Annotated in this window: 19 protein-coding genes; 3 read left to right on the top strand and 16 right to left on the bottom strand. The window is 52.2% G+C overall.

Annotation, left to right across the window (positions count from 1 at the left end):
• Positions 1 to 82: 82 nt before the first annotated feature.
• The 16 genes from dnaB to dnaA form a co-directional block, all read right to left on the bottom strand.
• Positions 83 to 1,471, bottom strand: a complete 1,389-nt coding sequence (dnaB, locus tag LPW40_RS08020; RefSeq protein WP_097041966.1) for a replicative DNA helicase — start codon at positions 1,469 to 1,471, stop codon at positions 83 to 85.
• A gap of 27 nt (positions 1,472 to 1,498) precedes the next feature.
• On the bottom strand, positions 1,499 to 1,945 hold the full coding sequence (gene rplI, locus LPW40_RS08015; RefSeq protein WP_230821719.1) for a 50S ribosomal protein L9: 447 nt from the start codon (positions 1,943 to 1,945) through the stop codon (positions 1,499 to 1,501).
• Complete coding sequence (locus LPW40_RS08010) at positions 1,942 to 3,918, bottom strand: DHH family phosphoesterase (protein ID WP_230821718.1); 1,977 nt, start codon at positions 3,916 to 3,918, stop codon at positions 1,942 to 1,944. Before LPW40_RS08010 ends, rplI begins: the two co-directional genes overlap by 4 nt.
• Before the next feature lie 5 nt (positions 3,919 to 3,923).
• On the bottom strand, positions 3,924 to 4,844 hold the full coding sequence (locus LPW40_RS08005; protein ID WP_230821717.1) for a DUF2232 domain-containing protein: 921 nt from the start codon (positions 4,842 to 4,844) through the stop codon (positions 3,924 to 3,926).
• 63 nt (positions 4,845 to 4,907) lie between these two features.
• The gene (gene serS, locus LPW40_RS08000) at positions 4,908 to 6,185 is read right to left on the bottom strand and encodes a serine--tRNA ligase (RefSeq protein WP_230821715.1); all 1,278 of its coding nucleotides are present in this window, start codon (positions 6,183 to 6,185) and stop codon (positions 4,908 to 4,910) included.
• Between the two features lie 723 nt (positions 6,186 to 6,908).
• Positions 6,909 to 8,144: an imidazolonepropionase gene (gene hutI, locus LPW40_RS07995; protein WP_230821713.1), complete on the bottom strand. Its 1,236-nt coding sequence runs from the start codon at positions 8,142 to 8,144 to the stop codon at positions 6,909 to 6,911.
• The gene (hutU, locus tag LPW40_RS07990; protein ID WP_230821712.1) at positions 8,137 to 9,801 is read right to left on the bottom strand and encodes a urocanate hydratase; all 1,665 of its coding nucleotides are present in this window, start codon (positions 9,799 to 9,801) and stop codon (positions 8,137 to 8,139) included. The genes hutI and hutU overlap by 8 nt, the downstream gene beginning before the upstream one ends.
• Positions 9,802 to 9,812: 11 nt before the next feature.
• The gene (hutH, locus tag LPW40_RS07985) at positions 9,813 to 11,303 is read right to left on the bottom strand and encodes a histidine ammonia-lyase (RefSeq protein WP_230821711.1); all 1,491 of its coding nucleotides are present in this window, start codon (positions 11,301 to 11,303) and stop codon (positions 9,813 to 9,815) included.
• Positions 11,304 to 11,390: 87 nt separating this feature from the next.
• Positions 11,391 to 11,834 (bottom strand): hut operon transcriptional regulator HutP, encoded by a 444-nt coding sequence (gene hutP / locus LPW40_RS07980; protein WP_230821709.1) that lies wholly within the window; start codon positions 11,832 to 11,834, stop codon positions 11,391 to 11,393.
• Positions 11,835 to 11,939: 105 nt separating this feature from the next.
• Positions 11,940 to 13,277: a sodium/glutamate symporter gene (locus tag LPW40_RS07975; protein WP_230821708.1), complete on the bottom strand. Its 1,338-nt coding sequence runs from the start codon at positions 13,275 to 13,277 to the stop codon at positions 11,940 to 11,942.
• A 151-nt stretch (positions 13,278 to 13,428) separates the two neighbouring features.
• Positions 13,429 to 16,020, bottom strand: a complete 2,592-nt coding sequence (gene gyrA, locus LPW40_RS07970) for a DNA gyrase subunit A (RefSeq protein WP_230821707.1) — start codon at positions 16,018 to 16,020, stop codon at positions 13,429 to 13,431.
• An 18-nt stretch (positions 16,021 to 16,038) separates the two neighbouring features.
• Positions 16,039 to 17,973: a DNA topoisomerase (ATP-hydrolyzing) subunit B gene (gene gyrB, locus LPW40_RS07965; RefSeq protein WP_330166182.1), complete on the bottom strand. Its 1,935-nt coding sequence runs from the start codon at positions 17,971 to 17,973 to the stop codon at positions 16,039 to 16,041.
• A complete protein-coding gene (gene recF / locus LPW40_RS07960) occupies positions 17,973 to 19,070 on the bottom strand; it encodes a DNA replication/repair protein RecF (RefSeq protein ID WP_230821705.1) in 1,098 nt (365 codons plus the stop codon). Before recF ends, gyrB begins: the two co-directional genes overlap by 1 nt.
• A complete protein-coding gene (gene yaaA / locus LPW40_RS07955; protein ID WP_230821704.1) occupies positions 19,067 to 19,282 on the bottom strand; it encodes a S4 domain-containing protein YaaA in 216 nt (71 codons plus the stop codon). Before yaaA ends, recF begins: the two co-directional genes overlap by 4 nt.
• Positions 19,283 to 19,481: 199 nt before the next feature.
• Positions 19,482 to 20,618 carry a DNA polymerase III subunit beta gene (gene dnaN, locus LPW40_RS07950; protein ID WP_230821869.1) on the bottom strand — a complete coding sequence of 379 codons (1,137 nt, stop codon included), beginning with the start codon at positions 20,616 to 20,618 and terminating at the stop codon, positions 19,482 to 19,484.
• Positions 20,619 to 20,805: 187 nt separating this feature from the next.
• The gene (gene dnaA / locus LPW40_RS07945) at positions 20,806 to 22,140 is read right to left on the bottom strand and encodes a chromosomal replication initiator protein DnaA (RefSeq protein ID WP_230821703.1); all 1,335 of its coding nucleotides are present in this window, start codon (positions 22,138 to 22,140) and stop codon (positions 20,806 to 20,808) included.
• Positions 22,141 to 22,589: 449 nt separating this feature from the next.
• Here dnaA and rpmH point away from each other — a divergent pair, with 449 nt between their 5' ends.
• The 3 genes from rpmH to jag all read left to right on the top strand — a co-directional run bounded on the left by rpmH (position 22,590) and on the right by jag (position 24,057).
• A complete protein-coding gene (gene rpmH / locus LPW40_RS07940) occupies positions 22,590 to 22,727 on the top strand; it encodes a 50S ribosomal protein L34 (RefSeq protein WP_097041937.1) in 138 nt (45 codons plus the stop codon).
• A gap of 123 nt (positions 22,728 to 22,850) precedes the next feature.
• Entirely contained in the window at positions 22,851 to 23,186 is a 336-nt protein-coding gene (gene rnpA, locus LPW40_RS07935; RefSeq protein WP_230821868.1) for a ribonuclease P protein component, read from the top strand.
• 16 nt (positions 23,187 to 23,202) lie between these two features.
• Complete coding sequence (jag, locus tag LPW40_RS07930) at positions 23,203 to 24,057, top strand: RNA-binding cell elongation regulator Jag/EloR (RefSeq protein ID WP_230821702.1); 855 nt, start codon at positions 23,203 to 23,205, stop codon at positions 24,055 to 24,057.
• Positions 24,058 to 24,062 lie beyond the last annotated feature (5 nt).

Here is a 24,062-nt window from a genome sequence, read left to right as displayed (position 1 = left end):
GTTACATTCTACCAATATAGCATGCAAGATGCAACAAAAAATACGAACGTTTTTATAGACACCCTATAAAAAAATTCGCATTTTAGTTTGGCGGGATGTATCCATCCCCGTAATCCCGTGTATCCTGGTCAAAAAACGTACTATACGATTTATTGAAGATCAGATTGACCGTGCCCGTCGGACCGTTACGGTGCTTGGCCAGGATGATCTCGATTTCATCCTGTTCCTTCTGGGCGCCGGCATCCTCTTCCTCGCCGTCACCGCGCGTGTAGTAATCCTCCCGGTAGAGGAAGGCGACGATATCCGCATCCTGCTCGATCGAACCGGATTCACGCAGGTCACTCATCATCGGCCGCTTATCCTGACGCGATTCCACACTTCTCGACAGCTGTGAAAGGGCGATGACCGGGCATTCCATCTCACGGGCGAGCGCCTTCAGCATCCTCGAAATCTCCGAGACTTCCTGCTGGCGGTTGTCGCTGCCCCGTGAACCGGAGCCCTGGATCAGCTGCAGATAGTCGATGATGACCATGTCGAGCCCGTGCTCCTGCTTCAGCCGCATGCATTTTGAACGGATGTCGGTGACCCGGATGCCCGGGGTGTCGTCGATGAATATCTTCGAATCCGCAAGCTGGCCGATGGCCGTCGTGAAGTTATCCCAGTCCTGATGTTCAAGGTTGCCCTGCCTGAGCTTGGTGGCATCAATCATGCCTTTTGAGGATATCATCCTCGTGACCAGCTGATCGGCACCCATTTCAAGGGAAAAAATCGCCACAGTGTATTTATCCTGTGACGTCCCGACGTGGCCAGCGATATTCAGTGCGAACGCCGTCTTACCCATGGAAGGGCGGGCGGCGATGATGATGAGGTCATTCCGGTTGAAGCCGGATGTCATGAAATCGAGGTCCCGGTAGCCCGTCGGGATCCCGGTGGTCAGCGACTTCTGGCCGGCCCGCGCCTCGACCTGTTCATACACTTCATGGACGACGGATTTCATCGATTTGAACCCTTCGTTGCGGCGGGATTCGGAAATCGACATGATTTTCGATTCCGCCTCATTCAGGATGTCCTCGATTTCAACATCTTCAGAGAAGCCGTCGGTTGCGATCTGGCTCACGGTTTCGATCAGCTTCCTGCGCAGCGAGTACTTGCTGACGATATCGGAATAAAAAGACCAGTTCAGACTGGTCGGTACGAATTCGGACAATTCCCCGAGGTACCGGGGACCGCCGACCACATTCAACTGGTCCATCGTACGCAGCTGGTTGGTCAGCGTCACGAGGTCGATCTGTGTCCGTTCTTCACTCAACAGCGCCATTGCGCGGTATATCTGCTGATGCTCATTGCGGTAGAAATCTTCGGGATCCAGCCTTTCCTGGATCGTGATGAAAATTTCGGGATTGACTAAAATCGCACCCAGCACCGACTGTTCCGCTTCAACATCATGCGGCATCTGGTGATTGCCATTCATAATCAATCCCCTCCTTTACTGTGCATATTACTGTTCAACAACGTGGACTTTGATCTCAGCTTCGACTTCCGGATGAAGTTTCGCCTTCAGTTTATGGTAGCCGAGGCTTTTGAGCGGCTGGTCCATGTTCAGTTTCCGCTTGTCGATCTTAAGGTTGTGCTGCTTTTCGAACGCATCGACAACCTGCTTCGAGCTGATGGAGCCGAACAGGCGGCCGTCTTCGCCGGATTTGGTCTTTATTTCCACTTCTTTGGACTCGAGCTCCGTCTTCAGAAGCTGTGCATCCACAAGTTCCTGTTCCTTTTCCTGTGCCATCTGGTCTTTCTGCTTTTTGAGCTTTTCGAGGTTGGCAGGCGTTGCTTCTTCGGCAAGGCCTTTTTTGATCAGGAAGTTCTGCGCATAACCTGTTGCGACTTCTTTGACTTCGCCTTTTTTACCCTGGTTTTTTACATCACTCAACAAAATTACTTTCATTCTTCTTCACTCCTGTTTTCTAAAGCTTCGTCGATTGCTTTCACTAAATCTTCATATACAAGGTCGATTGGACGGTCCTGGATGCGGGTCGCCGCATTCGTCAGATGGCCGCCGCCGCCGAGTGCCTCCATGACGAGCTGGACGTTGATCTCGCCGAATGAGCGTGCGGAGATGCCGACCGAATCATCTTCGCGGTATGCCATGACGAACGATGCCTTGACGCCTTCGATCTGAAGCAGCTGGTCGGCCGCCTGTGCGACCGTCACCGGATGGTAACTCATCGATGCATCGGATTTGACGATGGCGACGCCGTTGTCGAGGATTTCCGCCGATTTGATCAAATCGCTCCGTGCGATGAACGTATCGATGTCGTCTTTTAAGAATGTCTGTGCAAGCACCGGGTCCGCACCTTGGCTCCTCAGGAAGCTTGCGGCGTCGAATGTCCTTGAACCCGTGCGCAGCGTGTAGTTCCGCGTGTCGACGATGATCCCCGTCAGCATCACCGTCGCCTCGATCCGCGACAGCCGCTTCTCGACGTTCTGGTATTCGATCAGTTCCGCGACCAGTTCGCTTGCACTGGACGCGTACGGCTCCATATAGACGAGGAGGGGATTGGAGATGATGTCATCCCCGCGCCTGTGATGGTCGATGACCACTTTACGGGTCGCCTTGTTCAGTATGTCCTCATCAAGGACCATCGCCGGACGGTGTGTATCCACGACGACGACCGTCGTCTTCGGATTCATCAGGTCCCATGCATCTTCGCTGGTCACGAATTTCTCCATCAATTCCTCGCGCTCGATGACTTCATTCATCACCCTCTGCATCGTATCATCTATATCTTCCTCGTTTAAAATGATACGCGCTTCTATGTCGTTCATCGAAGCCAGGCGTGCCACCCCGAGGGAAGCACCGAGCGAATCCATATCCGGGCGCTTATGGCCCATGATGAGCACGTTGTCGCCTTCAAGCAGTATGTCCCGGAGCGCATGGGCGACGACACGTGCCTTGACGCGCGTGCGTTTCTCCATCGGGTCGGTCTTGCCGCCGTAGAACCGCGCATTGCCGTTGGCGGCCTTGATGGCCACCTGGTCGCCGCCGCGGCCGAGGGCAAGGTCAAGAGATGACTGGGCGAGCTCGCCGATTTCGATGAACTCATCCGTGCCTTCCCCGAGGCCGATGCTGAGCGTGATCTGCACGCCGATCTCGTCGGAACGGTCACGGACTTCATCCAGCAGGTTGAACCGCGTCTCCTCGATATCCTTCAGTATTTTGGAGTTCAGGACGATGATGAAACGATCCTGTGAGAAGCGCCTGATATAGACATGGTGGCGGTCCGCCCAGTCGTTGATCGTATTCGTGACCGAGTTGTTCAGCTCACTTTTCAAAGCCTCACTCATGTTCTGGGTGACTTCATCGTAGTTATCGAGATAAAGGATGCCGATGACCGGCGTCTTTTCCTCCACACGGCTCTCCAGCTGGCGCTGCTTGCTGATGTCGAGCAGATGGAGCGCCTTGTGCTCCTCTTCCCAGAAGATCCGGTAGTCCTTCCCGTTGTGGGAGGACTCGATCACTTTCATGTTGTTCGCCTTGAGTGCGGTCATGATGTTTGAGAAGATCCGGTTGATCGGTTCACCGATCTTTTCTTCGGTCAGTTCTTCCAGTATCTGGGGATTCATATAATCGATCTCGTCATCATCGTTCAGGAGGATCAGGCCGACCGGCAGCTCATCGACCGCATATTTCCGTGAACCGGCGATGCCGTAGACGATCTTCCTCGAGCGTTCTTCGCTGCTTGTGATCGAACGCGCAAGATACATGAACACGGCAAGCATCAAAATGATGCTGAATAACAGTACAATAAGGCCGAGACGCACGTGATTGGCCATCACAAAGATATTCAACACTAGTATATGGAACGCAGCTATTCCAAACGGGATATAAATCAACTTTTTATCTATAATGTTGAACATCTGCTTCACTTCCTTTTTAGTTTCATCGATAATCTGAATCTGAAGACCATTTCCATAAGACCGATTATGACTGTCAAGGGTCTGAGTATCGCAAGCGGGATCAGCAGCAGGATGGCGAGGACTTTATTCATGTTCTTCTCAAGGAAGAAGAAATAGGCGAAACTGAGTCCATGCAGGAACACTGCCCATTCAACCACCACATAGGCGTTGCTGATGATCGTCCCGAATGTGTCTTCAGGAGATGTAAAGAGTGAGACTATATACAAGATGAAAAATAAATATAATATGAACCTCGGGAACGCCCAGTCTTTGAATGACAGGTACGGCCACGGTTTGAGTTCTTTATTCTGTAACAATAATCTTAACATCAATACGGTGTAGAGCACGACAAAAAATGAAATGATCGTGATGAAAGCCGGCAGCTGGATGAACAGCTGGTCGAGCGCCATCCGGAACACATCGATGTCAAGTGCTGCAAAGTTCAGGGCCCCCATGCCTTCAACCTGTTCGACATACCAGTTCCTTACATCCATATATGTATCCGCCAGGGGATTGATGACCCCTGTCATCTGAAGCAGGTTCAATCCGCCCACGACACTCAGCATCAGTGCGAATGTGCCGTAGAAGAGCGTGAGCTCCTGTGAAAAACCTTTGCTCAAAGTATGATAGATCACTGCAGTCAGTATATATAATACCACAAACCACATCCAAATCACGGGGGAGAGGAACAGAAATGCAGGCAGCAGGAAGCTGATGAATATCAGCCAGAAATGATAATTACTTTTATGCTTTATATTAAGCAGATAATAGACCACGAGCGGCAGGATCACCGCGCCGAGTAAAACGCTTATGGTGGTGATGGCAATGAATACGAAGCTGATTAAAATCGCAAGAAACGTCTGACCCAGCGAAACATTTGGTTTCAAATAAACACCCTTTCAATACGCAATAAAGCTCCTATAGAGAATAGGAGCATTGACTATGGTTCATTATACCTTTTTAAGGACTTCCTGACCACCCATATAGGGCCTCAGCACCTCGGGAATCGTGACGGTGCCGTCTTCGTTCTGGTAATTTTCAAGGATCGCCGCCATCGTCCTGCCGACCGCAAGGCCGCTGCCGTTCAGCGTATGGAGCAGTTCCGGCTTCGAATCCCTGCTGCGCTTGAACTTGATGTTGCCCCGGCGCGCCTGGAAATCGGTCATGTTTGAAACGGAGCTGATTTCCTTGTAATCGTTGTAGCTCGGCAGCCAGACTTCGACGTCGTATGTCTTTGAAGAACCGAAGCCGATGTCACCTGTGCAGAGTATGACCGTGCGGTAGGGAATTTCAAGCAGGTCGAGGATGTTTTCCGCATGACGCGTCATTTCCTCAAGCGCCGCCCATGAATCTTCCGGGCGTTCCATGCGCACCATCTCCACTTTGTTGAACTGGTGCAGCCTTATCAGCCCGCGTGTGTCGCGCCCCGCAGAACCCGCCTCGCTCCTGAAGCACGCGGTCTGGGCCGTGAACTTGACCGGCAGCATGTCGTCTGAGAGCGTTTCGTCCTTGTAGTAGTTCGTGAGCGTCACTTCAGATGTCGGGATTGTATACATGTCCGTGTCTTCGAGTTTGAACAGGTCTTCTGCGAACTTCGGCAGCTGGCCGGTCGAGTACATGGCACCCGCCCTTACAATCTGCGGCGTCATCATTTCGCGGTAATCATTTTTATTGTGCACATCGAGCATGAAGTTCATCAACGCGCGCTCAAGCCTCGCGCCGTCACCGGTCTGATAGACGAAACGTGCCCCGGACACCTTCGCCGCACGCTCGAAATCGGCAAGCTCGAGGTCTTCGAGTATATCCCAGTGCGGCTTCGGTTCGAAATCGAACGTCCGCGTTTCACCGCTGCGCCTCACTTCGACGTTTTCAGAGTCGTCCGCACCTTCCGGCACATCGTCGTGGATCAGGTTCGGGATGCCGCTCATGAGGTCATGGAACTTGTCTTCGACCTCGTTCAGCCGGTTGTCGATCTGCTTGATCTCCTCACCGACGTCACGCATCTCCTTGATCACATCTTCGGCATCTTCCTTGTTCTTTTTCTTCTGCGCGATCTCGCCGGATACTTTATTCCTCCGGCTCTTCAGCTCCTCGGTCTTCTGGATGAGATCCCTGCGTTCTGCGTCGAGCTTCAGTATCTCGTCGATCACGCCCGCATCCATGCCCCGTTTCGTCACTTTCTCCTTCACCATTTCGGTATCCTGTCTGATCAATTTTATATCCAGCATAATATCCGCCTCCTGCGATTTTTATTTGTAAAATAAAAAACCACATCCCTTATGCAAGGGACGTGGTTTGGATTACGCGTTGCCACCCTAATTAGCGCCGTCTCGGCACCATCTCATTCGTTTAACGGCACTTGGAAATGCCGACTGCTTTTTGTGCGAAGGATGGAAATTCACATTGTCCGCTGACCATTCCCACCGACCATGGCCTCTCTGAAATTGGATCATGCTACTGTTTCCTTCAAAGCAGTGAATATTCGATTGACTTGGTGCCATTTTATAACGCGGCGCCGGAAAATGCAAGCCTGATAGGGGAGGGTGGTGGGTTTTGGGCTGTATGCCGGTCATTTTTCGCAACTCTAGGTGAGGTTCTGTTCCAACTTTGCGAATCCGGCCCCGCTTTTCGCAACTCTGCGCGGGTTTTCAGGCCAATCTTGCGGATCCGGACATGGTTTTCTCAACCCTGTGTGGGTTTTCAGGCCAATCTTGCGGATCCGGACATGGTTTTCGCAACCCTGTGTGGGTTTTCAGACCAGTCTTGCGGATCCGACCCCGGTTTTCGAAACCCTGTGTGGGTTTTCAGGCCAACCTTGCGGATCCGGACATGGTTTTCGCAACCTTGTGTGGATTTTCAAGCCAACCTTACGAATCTGGACATGGTTTTCGCAACCCTGTGTGGGTTTCCAGGCCAACCTTGCGGATTCCCCCCAAAAGATATCTTCATTATCAAAACTTCAGCCCCGGTCGCTCATACAGCAGGCGTCCGCCGGCGAAAACCTGATAGGCATGGTTCACGCCGTAGTGGTAGGGGATGTACTCATGGTTCGGCGCATCCCAGATGACGATGTCGGCATCATCCCCGGCCTCGAGCGTCCCGCGGTCGGGCGCGTCGATTGCGTGCGCGGCATTGACGGTGACCGCATTCCAAATCTCGTTCGGCGTCATCTTGAGCTTCAAGGCGGCGATCGCCATGATCATCTGCAGGTTGTCGGTCACACAGCTGCCCGGATTGTAGTCGGTGGCAAGGCTGACCGCGCCACCGCCGTCGATCATGCCACGCGCATCGGCGTACTTCTCTTTCCCCAGGTAAAATGTCGTGCCGGGCAGCAGCACGGCGACGGTGTCCGACTCCGCGAGCTGCTTTTTCCCTGCCTCGCTTGCCGCAACGAGATGGTCTGCGCTCACCGCATCCTGCTCGATCGCAAGCTCCAGCCCGCCGAGCGGGTCGATTTCATCAGCATGGATCTTCACGCGGAAACCCTTCTCACGCGCCGCTTCCATGTATTTCCTCGACTGTTCGACCGTGAACACGCCGGTTTCGGTGAACACATCCGCAAAATCCGCATATTCCTTTGCTTCATCCAGGAGGGCAATCATCTCATCCATGAATTCATCCGCGTCCCGGCCCTTAGGTATCGCATGCGGCCCGAGGTAAGTGTGTCGCATCACGACCGGGAACTTCTCTTCCAGTTCCTTCGACACTTTCAGCTGCTTCAGTTCAGTTTCACGGTCCAGGCCGTAGCCGCTCTTGCTTTCGACCGTCAGCACACCGTGCTGAATCATGCGTGTGATGTTGACAGACGCCTTCTCAAGCAGCTCATCGAACGTCGCCTTCCGAGTCTGTTCGACGGTGTTCAAAATGCCGCCGCCCTGTTCCAGTATCTTCAAGTAGTCGACGCCCTGCCGCTTCAGTGCCATCTCATGTTCGCGCGATCCCCCGTGGACGACATGCGTATGCGGTTCGACGAGGGCGGGGGAGGCGATCCTGCCCCCGGCATCGACCACTTCGGACGACTCGTATTCATCCGACGCCTCCCCGGCGTAGACGACTTTGCCGTCATCCACGACGATCATCGCATCATCAATGATTTCAAGATCATCCATCTCAGCGCCCTTCAATGGCCCATCGGATTTCTTCGGCAGTATCAGTGACTTTATGTTCTTTATGATCAGATCATTCATTTTCATTCTCCTCCAGCATCGGTATATTCACGCCGCGCATCCTCGCGGTCTCAATCGCAATATCATATCCTGCATCCGCGTGCCTTACGACGCCCATCCCCGGATCCGTCGTCAGCACACGTTCAAGCCGGCGGGCCGCATTTTCGGTGCCGTCCGCAACGACGACCATCCCCGCATGGAGCGAGTAGCCCATGCCGACGCCGCCACCGTGATGGACGCTGATCCATGAACCGCCCGCAGCGGTGTTCACAAGCGCGTTCAAAATCGCCCAGTCACCGACCGCATCACTCCCGTCCTTCATGCTTTCGGTCTCGCGGTTCGGGCTCGCAACGGATCCGGAATCCAAATGATCCCGTCCGATGACGACCGGTGCTGAAATTTCACCCGACGCCACCAGTTCATTCAATGCAAGCCCCATCTTTGCACGCTCTCCATAACCGAGCCACGCAATCCTCGCGGGCAGTCCCTGGAATGCGATCTTCTCCTGTGCCATATCGAGCCAGCGCAGCAGTTTTTCATTGTCCGGGAACAGCTCGCGCATCTTATCATCCGCGACTTTGATGTCTCTCGGATCCCCGCTCAGCGCAACGAACCGGAACGGCCCCTTGCCTTCACAGAAGAGGGGACGGATATAGGCCGGCACGAACCCCGGAAAGTCGAAGGCATTTTCAACACCCTCATCGAATGCTACCTGTCGGATATTGTTGCCGTAGTCGAAGACGACGGCGCCTTTTTCCTTGAAGCCGAGCATGGCCCTGACATGCTTTGCCATCGATGCAGATGAGGCACTCACATATTCCTTCGGATCTTCCTTCCGCAGTTCCGCCGCATCCTCAAGTGAAAAACCTTCCGGGATATAGCCGTTCAGCGGGTCATGCGCCGAAGTCTGGTCGGTCACCACGTCAATCCTGAAATCCCCCTCCAAAATCTCGGGCAGGAGTTCCGCAGCATTGCCGAGCAGGCCGATCGACAGCGGCCGGCCCTCATCCCGTGCATCACCTGCAAGCTTCAGCGCCTCCTCCAAAGTATAGGCCTTCACATCCAGATATTTCGTCTCAAGGCGTTTGTCGATCCTCGATTCATCCACCTCGACGCACAATGCAACACCCCCGTTCATCGTCACCGCAAGCGGCTGTGCACCGCCCATGCCCCCGAGGCCGGCTGTCAGGACGACCTTCCCCTTAAGCGAGCCGTCAAAGTTCTGGTTCGCAAGTTCCGCGAACGTTTCATACGTCCCCTGGACGATCCCCTGCGAACCGATATAGATCCACGAGCCCGCCGTCATCTGACCGTACATCATCAGCCCCTTTTTATCGAGCTCGTTGAAGTGTTCCCAGTTCGCCCATTTCGGCACGAGTACCGAGTTCGACAATAAAACCCTCGGCGCCTCTTCGTGGGTCTTGAACACCGCGACCGGCTTGCCCGACTGGATCAGCATCGTCTCATCACCTTCCAGCCCGCGGAGCGTATTCTCGATCGCCTCGAACGCCTCCCAGTTGCGCGCGGCCTTGCCGATGCCGCCGTAGACGACGAGATCCTCAGGCCTTTCTGCGACTTCCGGATCCAGATTGTTGTACAGCATCCTGAGCGCCGCTTCCTGCTCCCATCCCTTGCATTCGATCTTCAGACCTTTTTTGGCAGTTATTTTCCTCGACATACCAACACCCCTTATTTTACGGCACTCAGTGCCAGACTTAAATTTTCAATATCCGTGCTGTATACACGGTCTTTTTCAATAAAATCCGCAACCAGTCGGTATTCCTCGAATTTCTCCCTTGTCTTCGGCGACAGTTTTTCCTTCCCCTTCAATTCGACGGCGGTGAGCGCGATCAGCAGTTCAATCGCGAGCACATTCCGCATATTGTCTATGATGTCCCGCGCATGCCGCGCACCGATCGTCCCCATCGACACATGATCCTCCTGGTTCGCCGACGATGGAATCGAGTCGACGCTTGCAGGGTGGGCGAGGGTTTTATTCTCAGACACCAGGCTCGCCGCCGCATACTGCAGGATCATCGCACCCGACTGGAACCCTTCCTCCGGGCTCAGAAACGCCGGCAGATCCCCGTTCAAAGCGGGGTTGACCAGCCGCTCAATGCGCCGCTCCGATATGTTGGCGATTTCTGCTGCGCCGATCTTAAGCAAGTCCATTGCGATCGCAATCGGCTGCCCGTGGAAATTCCCGCCAGAGAACACTTCCTCCTCGCTGAATATGAGCGGGTTGTCGTTTGCCGCATTCATCTCGGTCTCAAGCTTGTCCTTCACATACTCGAGCGTCTGGAATGAAGCCCCGTGGACCTGCGGGATGCAGCGGATGGAGTAGGCGTCCTGCACACGCACTTCCCCCTGGCGTGTGGTGAGGCGCGACCCTTCCAAAAACCTGCGCATCCTCTCCGCCACGTAGATCTGTGCTGCATATCCCCGGGATGCGTGGATTTTTTCGTTATAGGCATCGGTGATGCCGTTCAGTGCCTGGTGGGTGAGGGCGGCGATCCAGAGCGATGCCTCCATCAGGTGTTCCGCTTCAATGTAGTTCAGCACCCCCTGGGCCGTCATCGGCTGTGTGCCGTTGATCAGTGCGAGACCCTCCTTTTCCCGGAGCGTGAGCGGTGTGATCCCAAGCATTTCAAGCACGTCCGCCGTCTGCCTCAGTTCCCCTTCGTAATATACTTCCCCTTCGCCCATCAGCGTGATCGCGATATGGGCGAGTGGGGCGAGATCACCCGATGCGCCGAGCGACCCCTGCTCCGGCACCTTCGGTATGATCCTTTCGTTGATGTAGGTCTTCAGCTGGTCCGCAAGATCCGCCGTGACGCCCGAATGGCCTTTGACCAGCGTATTTAACCTCAGTATCATCATGACGAGCACCGCATCCTCAGAAAACGGCCTGCCCACACCGCAGCAGTGGGAGCGGATCAGGTTCGCCTGCAGGTCGGTCGCTTTCTCCTTTGAGATCAGGACATCGCAGAACAGCCCGAACCCCGTCGTGATACCGTAGATCGTCTTCCCTTCACGGATGATGTTTTCGACGATTTTTCTTGAGGCGTTTATTTTCCTGTAGCCTTCTTCCGTGATTTCCACCACGGCGTCACTATTTCCCAGGAAATCTTTGATATCTTCAATCGTCAGGTCTTCACCCGTCAACTCCAAAACAGTCATGTCTTCCCCTCCTTTTCTCCATTAAAAAAAGACATGGTTACCCCCTGGTAACGATGTCCCTGTTAACTGATATCTATGACAATGATTTTATATATGATTGATGCCGAGACCGAGTGTCTCGTGTTCCTTGCCTTTTATCGGCGCACCGATTGTCCCGTAAAAACAGACGGCGAGCCATTCGCCTTCACGTTCGTCCCCGTAGGGTCTGCCCCTGACCACTGAAAATGACAGTCCCACCGTGCGCATGATTTCGCCCACACTGAGTTTTCCCCTTGTGACACCTTCAGCCGCTTCGATGATGGCATGATACAATGCGTGCGTCTCCCGGTAGATGTCCCCGTCGATCAGACTGCCGCGCTTTGCCGCGGTTTCAACAGACGCGATCACTTTCTTCAGTTCCATCGATCCGACCCTGCCCGTCACCACTTCATACTCCGTCAATTGCGGCGCGATGCCCCGGGCCGTCTTTTCATCCGTCAGCACCACAAGTGCCGCGAGCCTGCCGATATCATTCATCTGTCCATTCCCCATTGTCTGCTTACCTCTTCTATCCACTATTGACTGTCTTAATTATAGCGCTTTCATGAAAAGTTATCAATAAAAGAAGGACAGCCGCAGCTGTCCTTCCAGTATTCATCATGTCCGTGATTTTTTGACCCATCCTTGGGAATATGAGAAGAATAAAATCATCAGTACAAAGACGAGTGATATGCCTATGAACAGCCAGTGCTGTCCGGCCGCGATGAAGAGCGGCCCGAATGTGATCAGGGCGATCTCGACCGGTGCGATCGGCACGTAGGCGAGGCCGAAGTCCTCAAGCGTCTCACTTTCCTGTTTCGGGTCCGCCACCCGGATGAGTGCGATGGCCATCGCCACAGCGCCTGTGATCCATCCGAATGTGAAGATCCCTTTTTCAAACCAGTTTTCCTGGAAATAGTATCCGGAAAGGAAACGGTAGAAAACGATCGCAAGCAGGATGCCGAAAACCATCAGAAGGATGAACGGCACAAGGTTCTGTGCAACGATCGTCAAGTTGATGGATGCGATACCGAAAGCGACCAGGTAATCCGTCGCTCCGCCGCTGATCTTGGAGAAAATCTCCTTATCCAGATACTTGTCCGCACCCGTCGCCTCCGTCGCCAGCCTGATGAGGAGGGCGACGATGAATGCAAGGGAGAATGCCGGTATCGCAACATCCGGAAGGAGCTGTTCACCGAGCACACTCAAGTAATATCCGATGCCTGTTGCAATGACGATGAACATCAGATGATATACAAGCGGATCGACCACGATGGATGAAATTTTGCTTTCACCCGCCGATTTCCATTCATCCTCAGGCAGCAGGCCGGTGCGCAGACCGTTCGGCAGATTTTTGAAATCCTCGATATAATTCGTCTGACCTTTGGACGCAGCCCGCTTGATCAGCAGCAGGCCGACGGTGATCGCCGTCAGCGCCCCGACCGTTGCCGACGTCATCGCGATGGAAGTCGCATCCTCCCAGCCCTGCAGTGCGAAAGCTTCACCGACCGCAGCGGCAGTACCATGGCCGCCGACAAAACCTGCTGCAAGCAGGAGACCGAAGCCGTTATGTAAATCGGTGAAGAAAGGGGACAGGACAACAAGTGCAAACAACAGCCCGAGACTGTAGAAAAGTATCATGATCGTCTGCGAATAGGACCACAGCCCGCCGACTTTGTTTATGACTTCCTTGACTTTGAATTTACCCGTCGCAAAAGGCAGTGCCGCAAAGACGAAGGCGATCAGCATGCCCGGGTATGTACCGATCAGTTCCGAAAATGGCAGAACATCAAGTGCAAACGGCCCAAGTATCAGACCGAGAAGCCCTGCGATGATGCTTGCCGGCATGAATGACTTTTGAATGATGACGAATTTCGCCCTCAGAAGCACACCCACAAGCAGTAACCCTGAAATGATGGAGAAGTCGATCAAGACATCCCAAATACTGAATTCCATAAGAAACCTCCTTGAAGTTAAATGGTCCAACCTATTGAAAGATAGCAGACCAGACAAATTTTGTAAATGATAATTATTTCACAATCAGAATAAAAATCCCTTTCCCACAAAAAAGCAGGGCGTCATTTCATTGACGCCCTGTCATCAATCATTATTCCGGGCGATCCCTCGAACCGTCATCTTCTTCCACCGGTTCTTCGACATCACTCGTTATTTCATGATCCTCTTCATCGAGTCTCTCTTCCATTTCTTCCTCGATCTGTTCTTCAATATTTTCCTCACCGTCAAGGGTGAGCTCTTCCTCTTCCAGCTCCTCCTTGACCTTTGCGACCGTCGCGACGTTATGCTCGTCGGCGAGGCGTATCAGCCGCACGCCCTGGGTGTTCCGGCCGGTCACGGAGATTTCCTCCATCACAAGCCGGATGATGACGCCGTAGTCCGTGACGATCATAAGGTCCTCATCGCCGTTCACAGCCGCAATATAGACGAGGTCGCCGATGCGCTCATTCAGGTTCGCCGTCTTCACACCCATGCCGCCGCGGTTTGCACTGCGGTATTCTCTTTCCGGTGTGCGTTTGCCGTAGCCGTTCGATGTTACAACCAGCACTTCCTGACCTTCGGCGAGGACATCGAGGCCGATGACCTCATCATCGCCGCGCAGCCTGATGCCGCGTACACCGGCAGCGGTACGGCCCATGTTCCTGATCTGTCTCTCATCGAACCGGATGAGGGCGCCTTTCTTCGTGCCGAGGATGATTTCCTTCTCCCCGTCCGTCAGCCTGACGGCGAGCAGTTCATCATCTTCCCTGAAAGTGATCGCAATCTTACCATTTTTGTTGATGCGGTCGAAGTTGTCGAGGGAGGACCGTTTGACCAGTCCTTTTTTCGTTGCGAATACAAGATGCATGCCTTCCGTATCCTTATCCTTCACGCCGATGATCGTGCTGATCTTCTCATCCTTGTCGATTTCAAGCATGTTGACGATCGGGATGCCCTTCGATTGGCGCGACAGCTCCGGTATTTCGTAGCCTTTCAGCCTGTATACGCGGCCTTTATTCGTGAAGAATAAAATGTAGTCGTGCGTGCTCATCGTCACGAGCTGGCTGACGAAGTCATCATCGACGGTGTTCATGCCCTGCACGCCGCGGCCGCCGCGGTGCTGTGCACGATATGTCGATGAAGGCAGGCGCTTGATGTAGCTGTTGTGGCTCAATGTGACCACAATCTGCTCTTCAGGTATCAGATCCTCATCCTCGATGTCGGAGAGGCTGCCGAGGGTGATCTCCGTACGGCGTGCATCACCGTAACGGTCCCTGATCTCAACCAGTTCCTCCCGGATGATTTCAAGCAGCTTCTCTTCGCTTGCGAGGATCGATTTCAGCTCTTCGATCGTCTTCATGACCTCATCATACTCAGCCTGGATCTTATCCCGTTCGAGTCCCGTCAGACGGCGCAGCCTCATATCGAGGATCGCCTGGGCCTGGCGGTCGGATAAATCAAAGTCCGACATCAGGCCGTTCTTCGCTTCTTCATCATTGGATGAACCGCGGATCAGGGAGATGATCGCATCAAGATGGTCGAGGGCGGTGCGCAGCCCTTCAAGGATATGCGCACGGTCCTGGGCCCGCTTCAGGTCGAATTCCGTACGGCGCCTGACCACGACTTTCTGGTGCTCGAGATAATGGACGAGCGCTTCCTTCAGTCCTAATATGACCGGCTCGCCGTTGACCAGCGCAAGCATATTCACGCCGAATGTGGACTGCAGCGGCGTCTGCTTATACAGGTTGTTCAGGATGACGTTCGCATTCTTATCCTTGCGGATTTCAATGATGATCTTGACGCCTTCCTTCAGACTCGTCTCATCCCTCAGATCCGTGATGCCTTCGATCTTCTTCTCCCTTGCGAGCTCGGCAATCTTCTCAACGAGCCTTGCCTTGTTCACCTGGTAGGGGATCTCTGAGACGACGATGCGCTCCTTGCCGTTCTTCATCACTTCGATTTCACAACGTGCACGCATAAGGACGGACCCGCGTCCGGTTTCGTAGGCGCGGCGGATGCCGCTCTTGCCGACGATCAGGCCGGCAGTGGGGAAGTCCGGACCCTTGACGTGCTCCATCAGTTCAGACAGCGTGACGTCAGGATCCTTTGAGATTTCAAGCACTGCATTGATGATTTCAGTCAGGTTATGCGGCGGTATGTTCGTCGCCATGCCGACGGCGATGCCGCTCGTGCCGTTGACGAGCAGGTTCGGGAAACGTGCAGGCAGGACGACGGGTTCCCGTTCGTTGCCGTCATAGTTGTCCATATAATCGATCGTGTCTTTGTTGATGTCACGCATCAGCTCGGCTGAAATCTTGCTCATCTTCGCTTCCGTGTAACGCATCGCCGCAGCACCGTCGCCATCCATCGAGCCGAAGTTGCCCTGGCCGTCGACGAGTGGGTAGCGGTAGCTGAAGTCCTGGGCCATGCGGACCATCGCTTCGTATATCGACGAGTCGCCGTGGGGGTGGTATTTACCCATGACGTCACCGACGATACGTGCGGATTTCTTATAAGGTTTGTCTGCAGTCATGCCGTTGTCGTACATGCCGTACAATATGCGGCGGTGAACCGGCTTCATGCCGTCCCTGACATCCGGCAGCGCACGCGAGACGATGACGCTCATCGCGTAATCCAAGAAGGATGTGCGCATCGTCTTGCTTATGTTGATTTCCTGCAGTTGATCTCGTTTTTCATCTGCCATTGATACTGACCTCCATCATTAAATATCCAGGTTCTGCACATACAGTGCATTTTCCTCGATAAAGTTCCTTCTGTGTTCGACGATGTCGCCCATCAGCATTTCGAATGTCTGGTCCGCTTCCACGGCATCCGTGAGGCGCACCTGCAGAAGGACCCTGTGATCGGGATCCATCGTGGTGTCCCACAGCTGGTCGGCGTTCATCTCACCCAGACCCTTGTACCTCGCCAGTGAAAACTTCGGCGTCGCAGGCAGGGTTTTCTTCAGCTCATCAAGTGCTGCCTCATCATATACATAATATTTCTTCTTGCCCTGTTCCACTTTGTAGAGGGGCGGCTGTGCGATGTAGACATAGCCCGCTTCAATCAAAGGCTTCATGAAACGGTAGAAGAACGTGAGGAGCAGTGTCCGGATATGTGCACCGTCGACGTCCGCATCCGTCATGATGACAATTTTATGGTAGCGTGCCTTCGACAGGTCGAATTCTTCGCCGATGCCCGTACCGAGTGCCGTGATCATCGAGCGGATCTCGTTGTTGTTCAGTATGCGGTCGAGGCGCGCCTTTTCAACGTTCAAAATCTTCCCGCGCAGCGGAAGGATCGCCTGTGTGGTCGAATCGCGGCCGGATTTGGCCGATCCGCCGGCAGAGTCACCCTCGACTATGAAAAGTTCACTTTCCGCAGGATCTTTGCTGGAACAGTCCGCAAGTTTGCCCGGCAGGCTCGAGACTTCAAGCGCCGATTTCCGGCGTGTCATCTCACGTGCCTTTTTCGCCGCCATGCGCGCATGCTGTGCGGTGATGCCTTTTTCGACGATCACCCTGGCAACTGAAGGATTCTCAAGCAGGAACCTTTCAAAACCTTCCGTGAACAGCTGGTCCGTGATCAGACGGACTTCGGAGTTCCCGAATTTCGTCTTCGTCTGGCCTTCGAACTGCGGATCCATATGCTTGATGGAAACGATGGCGGTCAGGCCTTCGCGCACATCTTCGCCGCTCAGGCGGTCCTCATTCGGTTTGATGAGGTTGTTCTTCGTTGCATAATTATTGATCACCTTCGTCAGTGCACGCTTGAAGCCTTCCTCATGCGTACCGCCCTCGTAGGTGTGGATGTTGTTGGCATAGGAGAGGAGGGTGGTCGCGTAGCCTTTGTTGTACTGGATCGCGATTTCCACTTCCACATTCTCTTTTTCCTTATCGAGGTAGATCACTTCGTCATGCAGGACTTCCTTCGCTTCGTTGATCTGCTCGACGTATGATTTGATCCCGCCTTCGAAATAATACTGGTCGCTGACAACTTCCTCGCCGCGTTCGTCGGATAAGTTCAGTTCGAGTCCTTTATTCAGGAAAGCGAGCTCCTTCACACGGTGCTGGAACACTTCATATTCGTATTCCGTCGTTTCAGTGAAGATTTCGGGATCCGCCTTGAAACGGATCACCGTGCCCGTCTTGTCCGTCTCATCGATGACTTTCAAATCGAAATCAGGCACCCCGCGCGTATAGCTCTGGTGATGGATTTTGCCGTCCCGGTGGACGTACACTTCAAGCGTCTCACTGAGGGCGTTGACGACCGATGAACCCACACCGTGGAGGCCGCCCGAGACTTTATAACCACCGCCGCCGAACTTGCCGCCGGCGTGCAGGACGGTGAGTATGACCTCGACTGCAGGCCTGCCCATCTTCTCCTGGATATCGACGGGGATCCCGCGCCCGTTGTCCGTCACTTTGATCCAGTTGTCCTTCTCTATCGTGATGTCGATCGTATCCGCATGGCCGCCGAGCGCCTCATCGATACTGTTGTCGACGATCTCCCACACAAGATGGTGGAGGCCCTTCGAGGCTGTGGAACCGATGTACATCCCGGGACGCTTCCTTACCGCTTCAAGGCCTTCCAGCACCTGTATCTGGCTCGCGCCGTATTGTTCCAAATTATTCTCTTCCATGTTCTCACCTTCCATTATGCTTTGACCTGCCCGTCCGTCACTTTGAATGTCTTCATATCATTCATTATCGCGTGGTTGATGTCGCTGATCGACGTCGTCGTGACGAATGTCTGCACCCGGTCCCTGATCGAGGTCAGCAGGTGCGCCTGCCTGTTCTCGTCGAGTTCACTCAGGACATCGTCCAGAAGCAGCACCGGGTATTCTCCGACTTCCTCCCGGATCAGTTCAAGTTCAGCGAGTTTGACGCTCAGTGCAGTCGTCCTCTGCTGGCCCTGCGAACCGTAGGTCTGGACATCAAAGCCGTTGATGCTGAATGTGATGTCGTCCCTGTGCGGACCGATCAGGGTCTGCATCCGTTCGAGTTCCCTGGGCAGATTTTCCGCGAACAGGCCGCCGAGTTCCCGTGTCAGGTCTTCTGCATTATCGCTTTCGTATTTTATATTCGGTGCGTATTCCACTTTCAATGATTCACTGTCGTTCGATATATCCCTGTGTATCTTTGCGGCGAATTCACCGATCGTCCTTATGAACTCCGCCCGCTTCAATATGACCGTCGCCGCATAATCCGAAAGCTGCTCATTCAGCACTTCGATCATCATCCTGTCCGGATTGCGCTGCTTCAGATACTGGTTCTTCGTCGCCAGCACTTTCTGGTAGTTGCTGAGGGCGTTCAGGTAGATTTTGGATATCTGGCCGCATTCGATGTTGATGAACTGCCTTCTCACCTGCGGTGAGCCTTTGACGATGTTCAAATCTTCCGGCGCAAACAGGACGGTGTTCAAATGACCGATATACTGGCTGAGTTTGGATACTTCCAGATGGTTGACTTTCGCTCTTTTTCCCTTTTTGCTGACGCTGATCGATAAGGGGAGGGTACTGTAGGATGTGGTGATGTGGCCATTCACAAACGCTTCTTCCTGATCGAAACGGATGAGCTCTTTGTCCTTGGCCGTGCGGTGGCTTTTGGCGAGGGCCAAAAAATAAATTGACTCAAGGAGATTCGTCTTTCCCTGAGCATTTGCACCGATGAATATATTGAGCTTGGGGTGGAATTCAAGATCCAGGGTGTCATAATTCCTGAAATTGCTTAAACTGATGTCTGTTAAAATCATTGTTCATACTCTATTTTGTACCGGCCGAATTCACCCAGATCGAGTACATCTCCATGCTGCAGCTTCTTACCGCGGCGATCTTCAATTTCTTCATTCAAACGGACTTCATTCTCACTCAAAAACCACTTCGCTTCTCCACCGCTTCCGATGATGCCTTCATGTTTCAAAAACTGGCCCAAAGTGATGATATCGTCGAAAATTTTAGTTTCCATATACGCAGCCTCCTAAAACTTCACACTATTATATTATACACCATTTTGAGGCAAAATTCACTTTAAAAGCCCAAATTTGGCGCTTATAGCGTTTTTAGGCCCAATTGGTATCAACCTACTTATAAACAAAAAAAGACCGTCCATAGTTTTTATTGCAAAATCTAGGACAGTCTGCCGTTATTCGGTTTTTTAAAAAGGATCAGTAAGTCCTGATCGGCAGGATGAGCTGGACGACTTCATCCGACTCGCTCGATTTCAGGGTGAACGGGCGCATCGTGCCGTAGAATTCTATCGTGACATCTTCGTTGTTGATCGCCCTGAGCGCATCCATCATATATTTCGAGTTGAATGAAATCTTCAGGCCTTCGCCTTCGATCTCCCCGGTGCTGATGTCTTCATTCACGGTGCCGACTTCAGGCGAGTTTGAAGACAGTTCGACACTGCTGCTGTTGACGTTCATGCGGATGACATTGTTGCCGCCTTCCCTTGCAAGCAGCGAGACGCGGTCGATCGCATGGAAGAACTCGGCGTTCTTCACGGTCACTTTCGTTTCATAGTTTTCAGGGAACAGCCTTGATGTGTCAGGATAGTTGCCCTCAAGCAGTCTTGAAATGAAGCGCATGTTGCTGTAGCTGAAGAGGACCTGGTTTTGGGAAAGGTGGATTTCCACTTCCTCATCCGTATCATTGATGATCTTGTTCAGTTCTGACAAAGATTTGCCCGGGATGATCGCATTGCCGAGGTCGCTGTTGAACTGTCCGCCCCTTAATTTGCGCAGGGCGAGCCTGTGCGAGTCGGTCGCGGTAAATGTGATCTCATCGTTGTCGAACTGCCAGTGGACCCCGGTGAGCACCGGTCTCGTCTCCGATAATGAAACGGCGAAGTTCGTCTGGTTGATGACATCCTTCAATACCGATGCAGAAATGACGAGGCTTTCCTCATCGCTCACTTCAGGCAGTAAAGGGTATTGATCCGGGTTGTTGCCGCTTAGGTTGAATTCCGATTTTGACGCGGTGATCTTCGTCTGGTAGGCATCATTCGTTTCCAGCTGGACGAATTCCCCTGAAAGTTTTTTGATGATATCGACGAAGAAACGGCCGGAGAGCACGACGGCACCTGATCTTTCTATTTCCAGGACTTCTTCATTGTCCACTTCCAAAGGAACGGTGATTTCGATGGATACTTCGGAATCACTGCCTGTCAGAATCATATGATCATCTTTTACATCAATTTTAATGCCTGTCAGAATCGGCAGGGTCGTTCTTGGGGAAATTGCTTTCAGGCAATGATTTAATTGTTCGATGAAATATTGGCGGTTGATGTTAATTTTCATGATTCATAACTCCTTATATATTAATTAATTAATTAAAAGATAGTAATAATAGTAATAAGGCCTGTGAATATGTGGATAACTCCAATGAGCTCAATGACACCGAGTTATCCACATGTGCATAAACTGTTGGCTCAAGTGTATCATTTATCCACACTGTACACATCTTCCTATTCTATCAAATCCCGGCCGATTAATTGAGCTTTTTCTCTATTTCATCCAATTCGTCTTTGAAGAGCGAATCTTCATTGACGAGCTTGGAGATTTTTTCATGCGCATGGATGACGGTCGTATGGTCACGGCCGCCGAACACCTCTCCTATTTTAGGCAGTGAATTATCCGTCAGCTCGCGTGCAAGGTACATTGCAACATGCCTTGGAAAAGCGATGGATTTGGTCCTTTTCTTCGATAGAAATTCCTCGGTCTGCACCCCGTAGTAGGCAGCGACGACGTCCTGGATGTCCTGGATGGTGATTTTCTTGGGTTTCTTCTGGGAGACGATGTCCTTCAGCGCCTCAGCGACGACATCCGAAGTCAGCGGCTGGTTGGACAGTTTGGAATACGCCGCAACGCGCGTCAGTGCGCCTTCCAGCTCACGGATGTTCGTCTGGATGTTGCTTGCGATGTAGATCATCGCCTCGTTCGGGATCTCAACTTTCTCCTCTTCGCATTTCTTCCGCAGTATGGCGATCCGCGTCTCGAGGTCCGGCGGGGTGATGTCTGTGATCAGCCCCCATTCGAAGCGCGAGCGTAAGCGGTCCTCAAGCGTCGGGATCTCCTTCGGTGTGCGGTCGCTTGAGATGACGATCTGTTTATTGTCCTCATGCAGGGCGTTGAATGTATGGAAGAACTCCTCCTGTGTGGATTCCTTGCCTGCCAGGAACTGGATGTCGTCGATCAGAAGGACATCGACATTCCGGTATCTGTTGCGGAATTCCTCAGTCTTGTTGTCCCGTATGGAGTTGATGAATTCATTCGTGAACTTTTCGCTGGATAAATAAGCGACTTTTGCGTTGGGCTTGTGCTCGAGCACGTAATGTCCGATCGCATGCATCAGATGGGTCTTGCCGAGACCGACGCCCCCGTATATGAACAGCGGGTTGTAGGCTTTTGCCGGGGCTTCCGCGACCGCAAGGGAAGCGGCATGGCTGAAGCGGTTGCCGCTGCCGATGACGAAAGTTTCAAATGTATTGTTCATGTTCAGCTGCGGCGGGAGCGGGACGTCCACGGGAGATGCGGCGGTATTATCAGCACTTTCAGCAGCAGGCGCATCCCCCGGTGCATCGCCGATCGTGATCTGTATGGACGGCTGTTCGCCGATGGATTCGTAAATCTTCTGCTTGATCATGTCCGTATAGTGATTTTCCAGCCAGTCCCGCTGGAAATTGGTCTCCGCCTTGATGACGGCGGTTTTATTGTCCAGATGGATCAAAGTCGTGTCGTTGAACCATGTCTTGAAGCTCGTGATCGGTATTTCCTCCTGGATCGCATCCAGTGTTTTTTGCCAAATGTCATTAATAGAACTCATATTTATCCTCTCTCTTCACAAAAATCACACCCTGTGGATAAGACAATTCCACACCTCTGGAAAACTATCCACAAGTTACGCACAGTCTGTGGATAACTGTGCTGTTAAATACGGTTGTCCACAGAGATATATTCAAATTCTACCTAAAGTCAGGGTGAAAAACAATGATTCCCATGCAATTTCTCTAAAGTTATTCACATAAACCACAATTATCCACAATTTGCGCATCCACACCTGTGAATAACCTGAATAACCCCGTTATCCACATGTTGATAACTTAAAAAGGCCTGAAAAGTTATCCACACTTTATTAAATGTTCCACAGGAGCAGGCTTGATAATCATGAAAAAAATATTGAAATGGGGAGCTGTTTCTGTTATCCTTTAATAGTTGCAATCAAAGAGAAGAATATGTATGTAAGTGAGAAATGGTCTATGGAGGTGTTTAGAGATGACAAAACGTACTTACCAACCAAATAAACGTAAACACAGCAAAGTGCACGGATTCCGTAAGAGAATGAGCACTAAAAACGGCCGCAAGATTTTAGCGCGCCGCAGAAGAAGAGGAAGAAAAGTACTTTCCGCATAATCATCCAAAGATCATCTATGTCAAGAATAGGTGATCTTTTTTTATGGCCTAAAGTGGATGATTTTTTGATTGGTGTAAATTTTGCTATAATAATATATCATACTGTGAAAGAGCGTAATAATGATGAAAAAACGGTTCAGGATCAAAAAGGAACAGGATTTCAAGCTTGTCTTCAAAAAAGGGAAATCATACGCAAACAGGCAGTTTGTCGTTTATTTAAGTGACCATCCGGAAGTCGCTCATTTAAGGCTGGGCATAAGTGTCTCGAAGCGGCTCGGGAATGCTGTCAAAAGAAATAAGATCAAAAGGCGCATCAGGGCGTTTTTCCAGCAGCACAAGGACGAACTCAAACCGAAGGAATATATCGTCATAGCGAGGAATCCGGTCAGCGATATGGACTACCACCAGATGGAGAAGTCATTATTACACGTGTTGAAGATAGCGAAATGTATAAAATGACGCGGAGGTACTTTCAATGGAGAGAATTTACAGAGCAGGAACAGTCGACCATGCAATCGCACTCGGGCTTGAAGAACTGAAAGTTGCTGAAGAGGATGTCAGGATCGACGTATTGGAAGGCGGATCCAAAGGTTTCCTCGGCTTCGGGAAAAAAGATGCCGAAGTGAAGCTCACCATCATAAACCCTGAACTCAAAACCTACGGGAGCATCGAAGAAGTCATCAACCGCGGACAGCCGGAAAGAGCTGCGGCGTCCTCGGCCGAAGAGGCAGAAACGGACAGCGGAGCCGCACCTCACCCTGAAACAGAAGATGACGTGCAGGAAGAAGATGCAGTGCTTCAGGATGCTGCACAGCCGGAAGCTGAAACGGAAGTGTCTGATGACGAAGTTTCCGTCGGGGCAGCGGATGACCGCCTGTCATTCGATGAGGCGGCAGCCCGTACGGCCAGGTACATCCAGGATGTCATCAGCGATATGAACATAGATAACGCAGCCACATATAAGATAGATAATAACCGTGCATACATCGAACTGGAGTCGGACCTTGCCGCCAAACTGATCGGCAAACGGGGCCAGACTTTGAACGCCCTCCAGGAAATCGCGCAGAATTATTTAAATACCATTTACAGAAGCTACGGCATGATCATCCTCGATGTGGAAAACTACCGCGAAAAGCGGCGTGAGACACTTGAGAATCTTGCGGTCAACATGGCGAAGAAGGCGCTCCGGACGAATCAGCCGGTCAGGCTTGAACCGATGCCTTCCTTTGAGCGGAAGATCATGCATAATGTGCTGAGCGGGCGAGATGACATCAACACATATTCGGAAGGCAGCGAACCGAACCGTTATTTAGTGATAGAAAAGAAGTAAAGGAG

The sequence above is a fragment of the Salinicoccus halitifaciens genome (assembly GCF_021026095.1).
In the GTDB taxonomy this organism is placed as follows: domain Bacteria; phylum Bacillota; class Bacilli; order Staphylococcales; family Salinicoccaceae; genus Lacicoccus; species Lacicoccus halitifaciens.
Note: the sequence above shows the minus strand (reverse complement) of the source record. Positions and strands in the feature narration are given on the sequence as shown.